Origin of the sequence: Xanthomonas sp. NCPPB 1128 (genome assembly GCF_001043115.1) — a bacterium.
Classification (GTDB): domain Bacteria; phylum Pseudomonadota; class Gammaproteobacteria; order Xanthomonadales; family Xanthomonadaceae; genus Xanthomonas_A.
The window spans coordinates 32133-46272 of sequence record NZ_LFME01000036.1 but is presented as its reverse complement, the minus strand read 5'-3'; the positions used below and the strand labels follow the sequence as shown (position 1 = coordinate 46272).

At 62.1% G+C, this 14140-nt stretch carries 17 protein-coding genes; 13 read left to right on the top strand and 4 right to left on the bottom strand.

Going from position 1 to position 14140, the window contains the following annotated elements; genetic code table 11:
• Positions 1 to 196: 196 nt before the first annotated feature.
• The 10 genes from ACP93_RS18125 (at position 197) to ACP93_RS18080 (ending at position 7341) form a co-directional block, all read left to right on the top strand.
• Positions 197 to 661 carry a hypothetical protein gene (locus ACP93_RS18125; RefSeq protein WP_048492055.1) on the top strand — a complete coding sequence of 155 codons (465 nt, stop codon included), beginning with the start codon at positions 197 to 199 and terminating at the stop codon, positions 659 to 661.
• A gap of 123 nt (positions 662 to 784) precedes the next feature.
• Positions 785 to 1291: a hypothetical protein gene (locus ACP93_RS18120; RefSeq protein WP_131721673.1), complete on the top strand. Its 507-nt coding sequence runs from the start codon at positions 785 to 787 to the stop codon at positions 1289 to 1291.
• A gap of 561 nt (positions 1292 to 1852) precedes the next feature.
• Positions 1853 to 2302: a hypothetical protein gene (locus ACP93_RS21925; protein WP_131721672.1), complete on the top strand. Its 450-nt coding sequence runs from the start codon at positions 1853 to 1855 to the stop codon at positions 2300 to 2302.
• Positions 2303 to 2404: 102 nt separating this feature from the next.
• Positions 2405 to 3109: an RNA polymerase sigma factor gene (locus ACP93_RS18110; RefSeq protein ID WP_204243717.1), complete on the top strand. Its 705-nt coding sequence runs from the start codon at positions 2405 to 2407 to the stop codon at positions 3107 to 3109.
• Positions 3110 to 3270: 161 nt separating this feature from the next.
• A complete protein-coding gene (locus ACP93_RS18105; protein ID WP_010343225.1) occupies positions 3271 to 3504 on the top strand; it encodes a RebB family R body protein in 234 nt (77 codons plus the stop codon).
• A gap of 442 nt (positions 3505 to 3946) precedes the next feature.
• Positions 3947 to 4420 carry a hypothetical protein gene (locus ACP93_RS18100; RefSeq protein ID WP_048492052.1) on the top strand — a complete coding sequence of 158 codons (474 nt, stop codon included), beginning with the start codon at positions 3947 to 3949 and terminating at the stop codon, positions 4418 to 4420.
• A gap of 43 nt (positions 4421 to 4463) precedes the next feature.
• The gene (locus ACP93_RS18095; protein ID WP_048492051.1) at positions 4464 to 5036 is read left to right on the top strand and encodes a hypothetical protein; all 573 of its coding nucleotides are present in this window, start codon (positions 4464 to 4466) and stop codon (positions 5034 to 5036) included.
• A 494-nt stretch (positions 5037 to 5530) separates the two neighbouring features.
• A complete protein-coding gene (locus tag ACP93_RS18090) occupies positions 5531 to 5857 on the top strand; it encodes a RebB family R body protein (RefSeq protein ID WP_048492050.1) in 327 nt (108 codons plus the stop codon).
• Positions 5858 to 5926: 69 nt separating this feature from the next.
• Entirely contained in the window at positions 5927 to 6268 is a 342-nt protein-coding gene (locus ACP93_RS18085) for a RebB family R body protein (RefSeq protein ID WP_010343221.1), read from the top strand.
• A 215-nt stretch (positions 6269 to 6483) separates the two neighbouring features.
• Positions 6484 to 7341 carry a Crp/Fnr family transcriptional regulator gene (locus ACP93_RS18080; RefSeq protein ID WP_082143528.1) on the top strand — a complete coding sequence of 286 codons (858 nt, stop codon included), beginning with the start codon at positions 6484 to 6486 and terminating at the stop codon, positions 7339 to 7341.
• 222 nt (positions 7342 to 7563) lie between these two features.
• Here the strand turns inward: ACP93_RS18080 and ACP93_RS18075 are convergent, their stop codons facing one another.
• Positions 7564 to 7950 carry a winged helix-turn-helix transcriptional regulator gene (locus ACP93_RS18075; protein WP_048492049.1) on the bottom strand — a complete coding sequence of 129 codons (387 nt, stop codon included), beginning with the start codon at positions 7948 to 7950 and terminating at the stop codon, positions 7564 to 7566.
• A 151-nt stretch (positions 7951 to 8101) separates the two neighbouring features.
• On the opposite strand from ACP93_RS18075, the gene ACP93_RS18070 reads away from it, so the two are divergent.
• From ACP93_RS18070 to ACP93_RS21915, 3 genes are all read left to right on the top strand, one after another.
• Positions 8102 to 9109, top strand: a complete 1008-nt coding sequence (locus ACP93_RS18070; RefSeq protein ID WP_048492048.1) for a zinc-dependent alcohol dehydrogenase family protein — start codon at positions 8102 to 8104, stop codon at positions 9107 to 9109.
• Between the two features lie 814 nt (positions 9110 to 9923).
• A complete protein-coding gene (locus ACP93_RS21920; protein ID WP_131721671.1) occupies positions 9924 to 10796 on the top strand; it encodes a hypothetical protein in 873 nt (290 codons plus the stop codon).
• A 19-nt stretch (positions 10797 to 10815) separates the two neighbouring features.
• Entirely contained in the window at positions 10816 to 11271 is a 456-nt protein-coding gene (locus ACP93_RS21915; RefSeq protein WP_131721670.1) for a hypothetical protein, read from the top strand.
• 60 nt (positions 11272 to 11331) lie between these two features.
• Here ACP93_RS21915 and ACP93_RS21910 read toward each other — a convergent pair whose 3' ends face one another.
• The 3 genes from ACP93_RS21910 to ACP93_RS18055 form a co-directional block, all read right to left on the bottom strand.
• Complete coding sequence (locus ACP93_RS21910; RefSeq protein ID WP_131721669.1) at positions 11332 to 11691, bottom strand: hypothetical protein; 360 nt, start codon at positions 11689 to 11691, stop codon at positions 11332 to 11334.
• Positions 11692 to 12032: 341 nt separating this feature from the next.
• A complete protein-coding gene (locus ACP93_RS21905) occupies positions 12033 to 13076 on the bottom strand; it encodes a DUF6414 family protein (protein ID WP_048492046.1) in 1044 nt (347 codons plus the stop codon).
• Between the two features lie 319 nt (positions 13077 to 13395).
• On the bottom strand, positions 13396 to 14100 hold the full coding sequence (locus ACP93_RS18055; protein WP_048492045.1) for an SLATT domain-containing protein: 705 nt from the start codon (positions 14098 to 14100) through the stop codon (positions 13396 to 13398).
• Positions 14101 to 14140 lie beyond the last annotated feature (40 nt).

Genomic DNA, 14140 nt, shown 5'->3' with positions numbered 1-14140 from the left:
GAGACAGGGGTGAGGGGGCGGGGTGATGGTGACGGAAGGGCACAAGCGCAGCGCTCCACACGATTCGTGATCGAAGATCAATGGCGCAGTCGTGCGACGCGGTACGCTCAACCTCACATCCGCGTCTCGCCTGCGCTGCGACGCACGCGTCGAGGCGACCCACATCGCCCTGCCAAGCCCATGCGAGGACAACACGATGCTGCCGACTACAAACGACGAGACCACGCCGGGCGAGGCAGTGCATGCCACCTCGCAAGCCCCTGTAGCTACCGGGCCGAGCGACCATCGCGACGATCACGTCGCAGAGATCCGCGCATTACAGGCCACGCCCAGCGCAGCATCCGAGCCCGCGCCCGCCGCAGTCACAGCCAGTGCGTCGGTGCCGGTTGGGGCGCGCGCCGAGACGCGCATCAGACAGGCATCGGGCTTGGTCATGACGGCAGCGGCCAGGTATTACGGCGAGGACAGCAAGGCCGCCTTGGCGGCACAGGCCGTCGTGCTCAAGCAGATGCAGGCGCCGCCAGCCGAGGACGCTTCGCAACTTCAGCGGATCGACCCGCCGGCCGATGCCGTCGTTGCCGTGGCAATGGCTGCACCGGGCGCGGGAGCCGAGCAGCCGGGCAACGCCGGCGACTTGCCCGATCACGCCGATGCGACGTAGCCGCCGAGCGCACGCTGCGCAAACAGCCGCCCGTTGCCGCCTGACGGCAGTCATCACGCCACCATTCGCGGAGAGCAACGCAGGACCGAGACGCCGGATCCGAAGACGCAGGCTTTGTACGACATGACCCGCCAGTGGCTTGGACGCGACTTGTCCGAGGCCGAGCGTGCGCAACTGCGCGCAGTCGCCGCGGCGGCGGAGGGGGCGCAACAGACGGCAGACCCGGCACCCCATCCGGCAGCGCCGACGCACGCCGCCGAGATCGAGCGCACGCGCCAGCGGATCGATGCGGCCAGGCGCAGCGCCGAGGACGCCATGCAGCAGGGCGACCAGGCGATACGCGATGCGATGGCGGCCGCCGCGCAGCAGGAGGCGGTGCGCTCGCATGTGCTGCCAGGCGTCAACACATCCCGCAATGCGCCGATAGGCCAGGACGCCGACCGCCTGGGCGAAGTGGTGAGGCGCGAAGGGCAGGACGCGTTCGATCGGCACTTCGACACGTTTGCGCAGCAGCTGCAGGCCATGATCCAGGCGCTTCAAGCACAAGCCAAGGACGAGGTTGCCGCCGCATCTGAGCCTCCCGCTGCGCATGACCCCACGCCGCCGCCGAAACCCACGGGCGCCGACTGATCGCGGCTCGCAGTCGCCGCCCGAGCTGGCCGTGACGCCGCGCCACGTCTGCATGGTGCGGGGAGAGCGCACGTGGGGATCGGCCCGATCATGCGGTGTCGTGGTCGCCGCGACCGACGCACACCGCTAGCGCTGCGCCGGCCATGGCGCGACGGAGACCGGGTAGGAGCGGCTCGAGCCGCGACGGGCAATCCCGCTGGCTCCGTCGCGGCTGAAGCCGCTCCTGCAGATGTGCTTCGCGTATCTTCCTGCGCTGCCATGCGCGCTCAATGCCGCTATCGAACGCGGCAGGCATACGCACCGCATGCTCATGCCGCGTTTCGCGCGCGTTTGCTTCTCGACCGCGACCACCTGCTGCAAGCTATGCGGAGCAGGGTCGTGCCAGGCCCGAACGCGGTATCGCCTGCCTGCAGCCATGCGCGACGCCCGAGATCCCGCCGCGCTAGTCCGACACGCGCCTGTCCCTGTCGTCCGGAGACGAGCAACGTCGTCGCGTGCTGGCATCGCCGGCCATCGTTGGCGCAGTTGCGGGCGCGGCGGTCCCGAGGAGGCTTGGTCGACATGAGCGCGAACACGCCAGGGTGGCGTGCGCAAACGCATGCGGCGTTCGCCGCATTCACGGCGCCGCCGCGGCCACGTTTAGAGGGACGTCGCCCTCCATCCGCGACGCGCGCCGTGTCGTCGACGCGCTGCGGCCATGTCGCCTGGGTGGTCCCGTCATCGTGGAGCAACGCCATGCCCGACAGCGCAGGTGTATCCCGGTTCCGCTCGCTGTCGTTCGAACGGCGCCGGCGGCTGCGGCGGTGGGCGCGTCTGCGCCATGGTATCTGCGTGACCCTGGCCTGCGTTGCGGTGGCCCTGGCGCCATCGTGGGATGCGCGCAGCGCGCCGCCGGCGCCAGCGCAGACACCAGTACCGCCGGTGGCGAATGGCACGCCGGACATCCGGCAGGTGCTGCATGCTTTGCGCGATCAGAACGCGCCCGAGGCGCTGGGCAAACTGCTGCCCTGAGCCGATCTCCTGACACGATGCGGGCCCGCTGTCCGTGAAGCGGGCCCGTTTTTTTGCGCGACTGGCCCACACAACCGCAGCGCAGCCGCTTTGGCCGTATGCATGCGTAGACAAAGCGCGCGCGCACGCCACATGCCGTGCGGCTGCGCGTGCATCGCGCCCGCGGTTGTCACCCAGGGAACAGCTATTGCCGCCGACCCCCACAGAGACTCCTCGCACAACGGGATTTCGGAGCATGCGATGGAGATGGCAAAGGAAAAGGCAGGCGTGACCGCCGCGCGATTCGTGGAGGCCGATGAGATGTTTACCCGCGCCTGGCGCGCGACGTTGCCGGATCTGCGCCGGCGCGCACTGCGGCTGGCCAACGGGCGTGCGGACGCTGCCGAGGACCTGCTGTCGGATACCGCAGTGAAGGCGCTGCTGTTCATGCGCCGCTCGCCGGAGGCGATGACCGATCCACAGGGCTTCCTGTTCGTGGTGCTGCGCCACGTGTTCCTGGACCTGGTACGGCGGCGCCGCAGCGGTGGTGAGCCGCTGGACCGCGCTGCCGAGGCTAAGGAAGTGGACGCCGTGGCCGATCAAGCAATGAGTGCCCTGCAACGTGCCGAACTGGAGGAACAGATGGAGCGCGTGGTGACAGCGGTTGCGGCGCTGAGTCGGGAGCAGCGCCGCCTGTTCGCCTATCGCTTCGTCGAGGAGTTGCCGTATCCGGCCATCGCCAACCTGCTGCGCATCAACCAGCCACTGGCACGCAAGCGCGTGGAGTTGCTGCGCAAGCGGCTGCGGCTTGCGCTGGTGGCCGAGTGAGCGCGCGGGCTGCTGCGGTTTCACAAGCCGCCCACGGCGGCGTTTTCCCTCCACGCCGGGCCGCGTAGGCCGCGGCATCGCGGGCGCCGCAGCGGGGCGCGGCACAGGCCATCCCCGTCGCGGCGCCTCCCCGGCAGGCGACTTACCAAGGAATCAGGCTCATGGCAGACAACACGCTCGTCAATTCGCAGATCACCGATGCGGTCACCCAGACCAACGTCAAGGTGGTGGCCGAGGCGCCCGCCCAGGCCATCGCCTCGCTGTATCAGGTCTCCAGCCATTCCACCGGGCTGGCGTTGCAGAACGCGGTGCACAGCCAGCAGGCGCTGAACCAGGTCTCCAACGCCGTGGTGTCCAAGGCGGTGGCGCTGATCATGGCGATCGGCGAGAAGTGATGCAGCGCCGTGCCCGCGCCGCGGCGGCGGAGGCGGGTACCGATCCATCCATCAGGAGAGTGGCATGTGGCCTTTCGCAAGCAAGAAGACCCCCGCAGCCGCGGCGCCGGCGGGCGCGGCAGCGGTGCCGGCATCGACCGCAGGTGCGGCGCAGACCCCGGGCGCCTCTGCGTCGGCGCCGGCAACGGCACCCGTGACGACGGAAGCACCTCCATCGGCAGCGACAAACGACACCCCCGCCGCGGTACCGACGGCAGCGGATAGCGCTGCCGCTGCGGCGCCAGCGAGCAGCGAGCCTGCCGCGGCTTCAGGCACTGCGGCGCCCGCCGCGGCCGAGCCCGCCGCCGACGCCTCGCCAGCGACAGGTGGCGATGGCGCATCGCCCCCCGCGGCAGCATCGGCCGCTCCGGTCTCGCCGCCGCCGCCTCCACCACCGCCGTCCATGTTGAAGACGCTCAACACGCACATGCTCGCGCAGGCCTCGGCGGCGCGGCCGGCCAGCGACGCGCTCAACAGCAAGATCGTGCAGGCCGTGCAGCTCAGCAACGCCGAGACCATGGCCTATGCGCCGTCGCAGATCGTGGTCGGCTCGAACATGCTGATCAGCCAGGCCTCGGGCCTGATCGCGCAATCGGCGGCGGTGTACTTCGACGGCGTCAGCAAGATGGCCTTGGCCAGCCAGGGCGTGCTGCTCAAGCAGATGACCGAGAACCTGGCCGAGAACAAGCTGGAGCAGGCCGCCGAGGACGCGCTGGGCGTGCTGGCCACCGACGTGCTGGTCGGTGCCGCCGCGGCGGTCGCAGCGGCCGCCGGCGCGCTGGAGGCCGAATCCGCTGGCTTCGCCATCGACAAGATCGACCAGAGCATCGCCAAGTACGCGGACCTGATGCGCGGCCGCAAGTCCGCGTCCACGTAGGCCGTTTGCACCACCGATTTCACCACGCTCACAGGGGAGCACCATGCAAGACACGCAAACAACCGATTTCGCCACGCTGCGCCAGTTCGCCGAGAAGTGGCTGGGCCGTCCACTGGTCGGCGCCGAGGAAGAGCAACTGCAGCGCTTCGCCTCCGAAACGGCTGCACCGCCGGTAGTCCCGACCGTCGACGTGGCCGCGGCCTCGCCGTCGCTGATCGACGCCGAGCGCCAGCGGGTGCAGGGCCTGATCCAGCAGATGATGCAGAAGATGCAGAACACCCGCGGCGACCTGAACGGCGCCACCGCGGCCAGCGAAGCGGCGGTGCTCAAGGCGGTCGAGTCCGCCAAGTCGCTCGATCAGCTGCGGCCGGGCCAGTTGCGTCCGCCGCAGAACGGCGAGGGCGGCAGCAACCACATGGTGATGTCGCAGATCGCCGATCGCCTGGCCAACCTCGTGCAGGCCGAAGTGCGCGCGTGCTTCGAGCGCGAGTTCGGCAGCCTGGCTCAACAGATGCAGGCGGTGGTCGAGGCGGCGCGTGCGCAGGGACTCATCGCGGCCCCACCGGCTGCGCCGGCCGCGGAGCCGCAAGCGCCAGCGTCGCCTCCCGCTGCCTGAGCCGTTCCGCTGCACGGCCGCGCCTTCGCGTGTCCACGCGGAGGCGTGCAGCCGTGTGTGCGTGGTTGGTGCACGCGCTTGTGCGTGGCATGGCATCGCAGTCGCCGCGTCCGCTCGCGTGCGTGGCGCGCTTCGCATGCGTTGGGTGTGCCTTGCGGTGTGCGCCCAGTCCTTGCGCCATGTCCATCCAGCGAAAGTGGCTGCGCGCCATCACCGATCCATCCCGGTGCCAAGTCGCAAGCGATCGCCCGTGTTCGCGTGCCGTGCTGGCGGAGCGCACTGCATGGCAACGGGGGCCGCGAGGCGGCTTGCGCCGTCGTGGTTGCAACACGCATCGGCTGACGTCGCGGCGCAGCGAGGTCGATATCGCTTCGTCGCGCGCACCTCGCGGCGAGGCTGGCGAGACAAACGCCGCACACGGTTTCACAGGTTCTGCACTGTCCCGTTTTCAGAGATCGTACGGCGTGGGCCGTACCCCAACCAGGAGCGAACACATGGCATTTCCCACCGCGGTCAACGACCAGATCACCGATGCGGTCACCCAGTCCAACGTGAAGGTCATCGGCGAGGCGCCGGCCTTCGCGATGGCGTCGATCTACCAGAGCATGGCGCACTCGACCGGCATCCTGTTCGAGAACGCCGTCTCCGCGCAGCAGCAGCAGAACACCCTGGCGCAGGCCGCGGCCAACCAGGGCGTCATGCAGATCTACAGCCTCGACTCCACCGCCGCCGCCGGCGCCACCGAGAAGGTCGCGCAGACCGGCGTGTCCGACAACCTCACCAGCCTGCTGGCCGTGCTCAACGCGTTCAAGCAGCCGTAAGCCACGCGCGCTAACGCCGCCGCGAGGCGGCGCTAGCCATGCAATTTTCTTCCTAACGAGGACCGTTCCATGGCCTATCCCACCGCAGTCAACAACCAGATCACCGACGCCGTCACCCAGTCCAACGTCAAGGTCATCGGCGAAGCGCCGGCCTTCGCGATGGGCTCGATCTACCAGAGCCTGGCGCACTCCAGCGGCATCCTGTACGAGAACGCGGTCGCCGCGCAGCAGCAGCAGAACACGCTGGCGCAGGCGGCCAACAACCAGGGCGTCATGCAGGTGTACAGCCTGGATACCACCGCGGCCGCGGGCGCGTCGGAGAAGATCGCCCAGACCGGCGTGTCGGACAACCTGACCAGCCTGCTGACCGTGCTGCAGGCGTTCCAGGGTTCGCCCTACAGCAAGGGCTGATCCCGCCGGGCACGACGGCACACGGCTGCGTGGCGCCGTCCGGTTGGACGCATCGCTCCGGTCCCGACACGGGCCGGAGCGATGCCATCACCACGCGGCCATTGCCGCCCTTTGATGACCCACTGCACTCGAACGGCACGCGCCTTGGCTGCCTGCCGCGACAGGGTGCGTTCGAGGCCCTGGCGCCACGCCCCTGCGTCCAGGGAAGGGGAACTATGGACCTTCCAGCAATCGCCGATTTGGAGCGCGCCGACCGCATCCCGTCGGCCGACGCCAGCGACGCCCCGCTCGCGTGCGCGGCCGGCGCCAGCCATCGCCCGTTGCTGGAGCGCTCGGCCGTGTTCCAGGACATGCCGGCATCGGCGCTCGATTACCTGCTCGCGCACGCCAGCGAATGCGCCTTGGACGCCGGAGGCGTGCTGTTCTTCAAGCACGATCCCAGCAGCTTCGTCGGGGTGGTGGTGCAGGGGCGCCTGTACAAGGTGCTGTACGGTCCCGATGGGCAGGAGTTGATCGTCGGCACCATCGAGCCGGGCGGGCTGGTCGACGAACAGGCCTTGCTGGAGCAGCATGGGCGCAGCTTCACCGCCATCGCCTTCGGCCCAAGTTGCGTGCTGAAACTCACGCGCCGCCATTTCGCTGCCCTGATGGCGGTGCCGCTGTTCCAGCAGCGCATCGATGCGCTGTTGCGTCTGCGCCTGCGACAGACCCTGGACAGCCTGGAAAGCATCTGCCTGCATCGATTAGAGGTGCGCCTGGCGCGCTACGTGCTGCACCAACTCGAACTGCAGGCGCCGCACGCGGGCGGCGGCGATACGGTCGCGCTCCCGCCGAACCAGAGCATCCTGGCGGCGATGCTCAACGCCAGCCGCTCCAAACTCAATGTGCAACTGCAGCGCTGGGTGCGCAGTGGCCTGGTCAGCCGTCGCCGCCACCTGTTGCGCGTCCATGACCTCGGCGCGCTGTATGCCAAGGCCAATCTGCAGGGCGCTACGGCGATGTCGGCGTCGCCAGGCGAGGGCACGCTGGCGCGTGCTGCCTGCCCCTCTTGGACGGATCGTCGCACCGAATGAGGTGCGTGAGCACGGAGTGCCGCGTGCTTGCGCCTGCCGATCGTCCGCCGCACGCGATTGCTGGGATCGCAATGCTGTCCTGACCCGCGCAGGTAGTGTCTGGATAGCCGCAGGGTGCAAGGCGCGTATGGAGTGGCCGACTTCAGTGCCTTTCGGTCACGAGATGCAAAAGGCTTAAACACGAGTGCTCGACCCTTCCTTGGGGGAGCGCTTGCGCGACCATCAGGTCGCCATTGTTTCGCCACGCACGAAATCGGGGGCATCGTGCGCCGCGCGCGACATCTCCTTGGTGCGATACGACTCGCCCCATTCGCGCAGGCTGATCAGCACCGGCGCGAGGGAGTGGCCAAGCGGCGTCAGCGCATATTCGACCTTGGGCGGCACCTGCGGATAGACGTGCCGCACGATCACGCCGTCCTCCTCGAGCTCCCGCAACTGCAACGTCAGCATGCGCTGCGTGGCATTGGGAACCAGGCGCGTCAGTTCCATGAAGCGCTTCTTGCCGGAGAGCAGGTGGAACAGGATCACCGGCTTCCACACCCCGCCGATCACCGAAAGCGTGACTTCGACCGCGCAGCCACTCTTGCCATCCTGACGTTTCAGACGCATGGTCTTTGTACCTACAAAATTGATAGTACCTGCGAAAATTGTACGTTCTTGCGATGCAGGAAGTGCATCCCGACAATGCCTGCAACACGGTCGCGCTGCAATCGATGTAGCGCTGCCCCTCCGCCACCTTTCCCCCAAGGATGTCGTGCCCATGAAAGCCATCACCTTGCGCCAGCCCGCTGGCCTCGAGAACCTGCGCCTCGTCGATCTGCCCGATCCCGGCCAGCCGGGCGCCGGCGAGCTCCGCGTGCGCGTGCATGCCAGCTCTCTCAACTTCCACGACCTGGGTGTGGTGACCGGCCGCATGCCCAGCGCCGACGGCCGCATCCCGATGTCCGACGGCGCCGGCGTGGTGGAGGCGGTGGGCGAGGGCGTGGACGAGTTCGCCGTGGGCGATGCGGTCGTCTCCACCTTCTTCCCGACCTGGCTGGATGGCGGCCCGACCATCGCCGATTTCGCCACCGTCCCCGGCGACGGCGTCGACGGCTACGCACGCGAGACCGTGGTGCGCCCCGCGCATTGGTTCACGCATGCACCGCGCGGCTACAGCCACGCTGAAGCGGCGACGCTGACGACGGCTGGGCTCACCGCATGGCGGGCGCTGGTGGTGGACGCGCGGCTAAAGGCCGGCGACACCGTGCTGGTGCTCGGCACCGGCGGCGTGTCGATCTTCGCCCTGCAGTTCGCCAAGCACATGGGCGCCAGCGTGATCGCCACCTCGTCCTCCGACGAGAAGCTCGCGCGTGCGCAGGCGTTGGGCGCCGATTTCACCATCAACTACCGCCGCCACACCGACTGGGCAGCCAAGGTGCTCGACTACACCAACGGCCGCGGCGTCGACGTCGTGATCGAAGTGGGCGGCCCCGACACCCTGGGGCAATCCATCCAGGCCTGCCGCATCGGCGGCCACATCGCCTTGATCGGCGTGCTGACCGGCATTGCCGGCCAGGTGCCGACGGTGGCGCTGATGCAACGCCACCAAACCCTGCAAGGGCTGATCGTCGGCAGCCGCAGCCACCAGCGCGACATGGTCCGCGCCCTTGACGCAACCGGCATCAAGCCGGTGGTCGACCAGGCCTTCCCACTGGAAAACATCGCCGATGCGTTTGCGCATCAGGCGGCGGGGAAGCATTTCGGGAAGCTGTGCTTGTCGATCTGAAATCGCGGCCACAGAAGACAGCAGTCAGCGCTGTCGCACGGACCTGGTTGCTGTCTGATAGCGCACCTTGGTTGCTGACTAGGGTGACTTGGCCTGTGGTCTGAGTTTCCGTACCGCTGCCGCCAGTCGTCACGCGACAGTCTGAGACAGCGGTGCGTGGTACGCCCCCCTGCGCGATGGCGCATTGAATGGAGTGGTGTCAACGCTCCTAGGTGGAGAGGTTCGGAAAGCTACCTGCGACCAGCGCGCCTAGATAGCCATATACCTCGCCTTCAACCGCGGGCACAAACGTGCATCTCGAGGTGCCTGGTGGGGCCGCTCGCAGCAGAAATACGCGTCTGTCCCTGATGGGCGGCGTAGGGCAACGCGCCTTCGACCAAGCCACCAAGCTCGGCCTCATTCTGGCCGCCCGCGATGAATGCGCTGCATCGCTGCGGTTGGGATGCAAAGCGGCTGTGTCGCGTGAGTTTCCGTGGGATTTCGTTCTATCAATGGCGTTTTAAGGCGTCGTTGGAAATTTCTCCCAGAGCAGCATCTGCTGTCACCAAAATGACTTGAAAACGTAAGGCGTAGGCGTCGCAGGGACTTTCTTCCTCAAGCTGGAAAGCAGGCCATCGAGCATTTACTTCCTGACTTGTAAAATTTCCATTGACATTGATCCAGTCTGTGGCCTAGTGTCCTGCGCTGGTGATTCTGTGATTCGCGCGATGTATTTGTAGTGTTTCGCGTGAGGTGGCGGGCTTTATAAGATGTGCTATTTTTGGCTTTTTTATTTAAGCCGCTCTCGTCATGTTGTTCTACATCTGGGGATAACGTGAAAAAGTATTATTTTATAATTGTGGTCGTTGCTGCCCTGATGGCGGGGCTGGTGTTGTCTGGTTCCTTCCAGAAAGGCAGGGGATTTATTGATCTGACTGAGAAAAAGGAGTTAGCTTCATCTGGTGTTGAATTAAAGGGAGGGGCAAGAAGTGGTGGTGCTGAATCTAGCGCTGCTAGATCACGGTCGGCGGAATATCTACTCAGATTCGAGGGTGTGAAAAATAAAGCATTGCGGGGAGATCCTGCGGCTCAGTTGGAACTGTCGCGAATGTATGATCGCTGTTTCCCGGTCAGCATCTCGCGCGAGAAATATCTATCCAGTATTGATGCAATGGCTGCTCAAGCGGGTGAGGCAGCGGCGGCCATGAAAGCAACCGCCAAACGCATTGCAGATGACTGTGCCTTGGTAGAAGGCGGTTCTCCGATCCCACTTGATGCGCAAAAGGAATGGCTGGCAGCATCTGCCGCTTCAGGAAATCTGGCTGCAAAAATCAGGCTTCAAGTGAGATATCCAGATGAGGCAAAGGAGAGCGTTTCCGATTTGGTGAAAGCGGCTGTTGATAAGAAAGATCCCGAGGCGATATTTGAACTTACGGATTTACTGGCGACTCAGTCGCCTGAAGCAAATTTTGGCCCGTTCGAAGCCGTTGCCGGCGATGAAGCCTCCGCGTATGCCTGGGGGGTCGTTGCGTGTCAGATGGGTGCGGATTGCGGTGCTGGATCTGCAGTGGTCGATGGGTACTGCTTGAATGGTGCCTGCGCCTCGAATTACGAGCAATTGGTTCGGAACAACTTGTTGCCAAAAGGAGAAGGTGAGAGGTTGAATAAAAAAATAGAGTATATAAATTCCATGATCGGGCGTAAATAGAAACCACAAGGAGCTTGGTGTGCTTACTTCGAAATCTCGTTGGATTCTTGCACTTCTATTGTTGCTGAGTTTCGTGGCGATTGCTGCAGTTGTGACAATCGATTCAAGGAATGCTCCTTACAACTCTGTGGGAGCCGCCCAAAATGTCGGTGAAAGTGATATTCCGGAAGTGCGTCAAGCTGGCATGCTGGCGTTGGTCGGCATGTACCGTGTGACCAAAGGCATTACGTCGCTGCCTAATGGCTCCGTTGTTACGGTAATTTGGAGTGACGGTTCTCGTGAAAAGGCGACCATTGTTTGCCAAAATGGTACTCCTTGTGTACAGCCCATTCCTGGCAGTTTAAAAGATAGTCCCGGTGGTGGTGAGGGCGGTGGCGCTGGAGGCGGGGGTGGTAGTGGCGCCGGAGGCGGTGGCAGCGTAGGAGGAGGCGGTAGCGTGACTGTCGGACCTTCTATTCCCATTAAGAATAATTAGTTGATTTACCTGGGGCGTTTTCGACTCGGCGGCTGCCACTGAACAGGTGGTGGCCGTTTTTCATATATCACATCGCGCCTGCCGCACCGGTGAGAAATCCAAGCGGAAACACAGCAATTCAGAGAGTATGAAAAGCGCCGTATTTTCTGCGCTAGTGCTCAAGCTGAGGGCTGGGCGTTTTAAGTAAGAAACCTTGCTGAGGAAAGCCGGGAAAATCTCCACGCTCGCCTTCTTGGAGGAGTTGCTTTGGATTTTGTGCGCCTGCCAGAGGCCCATCAGGGCGATAGAGCGAAGCAGATGACGGCTTTCAGGGTCGTCATTGAATTGGCGCCTTACCTCATCAAGGTTCCGCCAGTGCAGCTTCGCAATTCCTGCATTCCGTTCGGGCTTGTCGATGGTCTTGTGGCGCGTTGAGCGCATTGCAGACGTGGCAGAAGCGCATCAAGTGAATGGTCTGCCATAGTCCGTAGCACATGACGCCGACGGCAGCGACGAGAAACAGGGGCGGGGCACCAATCACCCAGAAGAAGACCAGTAGCATCACGTTCGTCGCGATGCTGCCAACAATGAGGATCCGACGTTTCAGGGGCGCATTCTTGTTGAAGTTGAAGAACGCTAACGCCAGAAACCCGATCGCGGCCCAGAAGCCTTGGACGAACTCTTTGGTCTGCTGAGAATCAGGTGCGCTACAAAGGACACGTTGCTATGTTTCGGTGTCATAGCTTTTAGGCTGCTGCGTGGAACTGTCGTACACTAATTGCCTATCCCTTTTCCTTTAACTGATTATTAGGTGAAACTTCGCGGTAGACAACAATAGGGTAGACCAGGATTCTAGGGTAATGGGCTGTGCGGATCATGGCCTCCAGTCCATCAAAGCCTCTGAATAACCTCCTAAATCCGGCCTCAAAGACCTCTGACTCTTTTTGTTCAATCTTGTCAAACTCGGCTAATGGGTCAAAAGTTTCCCCGTTGGGGTCAGGGACAGATGTTACAATGCCCATTATCGTCAGTTGCTCTGTTGGCAGTGAACCGTACGCATAGTGGAAGTAATCAAGATCTCCAACCTCGACGCAATGTCGTTTGAGGCTTCCGAATACATGTTCGGCTGTATTATTGAGGGATGGATATATTCTAATGTTAATTATTTCTGGAAGATATGTTTCAATCCAGGTGCTCACTCCATCTAGAAGCCATTGATCAACCTTCCCGACTTGATTTGCTATCAGCGCGTTCTTGAATGACTCTTTAAGGTTCCTAATTTCTGCATTTTTTGCTGCGCGTAGATTTCTGTCTGAAATCAACGCGATGCTTTTTTCTGACTCGATGATTTGCTGCTTTATGTGGTTTATTTCGGAGTTTTCTACTATGCAGCGATTTATGAATGCCGTGATTTGAGGGAAGGTTTCAGAGATTTTCTTTATGCGCTTGTAGTCCTCAATGACTGCGCGTCCTGTTGCCTTTATGCAAAAAGAATTCTTGAGGTGAGTCCTGAACTCGGGATCTGATAAATTCTTGGTGGTTTTGTGCTCTGTTAGATCAAGAAGATGGCCCGCTTCTCTTAGCTCGTCCTCAAGCTCTGCTAGAAGAGCATGATGCGGTTTTACTATAGCTTTTTGTGAGTCTCCGCGTGTAGACGACCCGCCTGCGTCGTGCTTGAAAATCCTGAAATCGTAATGACGCTTGTTGTCAAAATTGCTGGTCCTGCTGCTAGTGTGCTCTCGGACATCTACGACTCCACCAGTTAGCTGGCTATATACAGAAATGGCTTTGTCTGTATCAACGTAAAGAAAGTCACGAATCTTCATTTCTCACCTGATTTCGAGTTGAGCGAGATAAAGGCAAGCAAGCAAAACCAGCGAGCGGTCAGAGGCTGAGGTATCCACGTTTTTGCGCGAAGACGCGAGCCTTTAGTTCAAGATTGGACGGTATAGCGGGTCAGGTTCAATTAGAAAGTCTGCCTCACCCCGTTCCTATTCTCTGTGCGCTATTTTAGCGCCGACTCCTATTTTCTGTAGTGCGAATAGAGTGGTCGCTCAAGGTAAGTATGGTAGATGATAAAGTACACCTTGGTCTCTATTTCGCCAGTTTCGGTTTAGCTTGTTGCGCGCTGGCCTGAACTAACTGTTAGCTGGCAGCAAGGGCGGCCGACTTCAGGTGCGGACTGATGACTTGAGTAATGCCTAACATATCGGTGATAAATACGAGCACTAAAATGTTCATGAGCACTGGGATGGCGAATGGCATCATTCGCTCGGATCGAGCTCTTAGCCAAATCATGAATCGAGGGAAGCCGCTGACATGATACTCACTACTCATCTCTAATCGCGCCAGCTCATAATCTCCTCGGGTGTGATTTTCCGTATCGGAGATTATTAATGAGTACTTCTCATTGAAGCGATCATACTGCTCCTGAGTGATCTCTTGGTTGTTCATTTGAGCTTTGTCTATGTCTCGGGATAGTTCCTTTAGCTTATCTCCGCACTCAGTAAGATTCTCGCCTCGTAGTTCGTACCGAGCGGTCCCTATGACTATCGAGTATACCAGTACGCAAACAGCAAAAAATATCTGCATCATATTTAGCACTGTTCCTGAGAACCTCAATGCAATGTTTGCGTTCTGCAGTAGCGGGATGAGTATGAGGGCGACCGATAGAAAGGTATTTGTGAAGAATGCAAAGCGTCCTTGACGTTGAAGGCGCTCTGAAGCGTTGAAGCGACACTTCGCCGTCACGCGCACACCCATTTGTAGCTTTTGCATCGCATTCTTTTTGGGGCGATTGGCTGTGCCAGCGGACGTAAGCCAATCCCATGCTCTTCTCACGAGGTTCACCTAGTTCTTCTTCCAGTTAACTGCCATCCGGCAAAAAGTA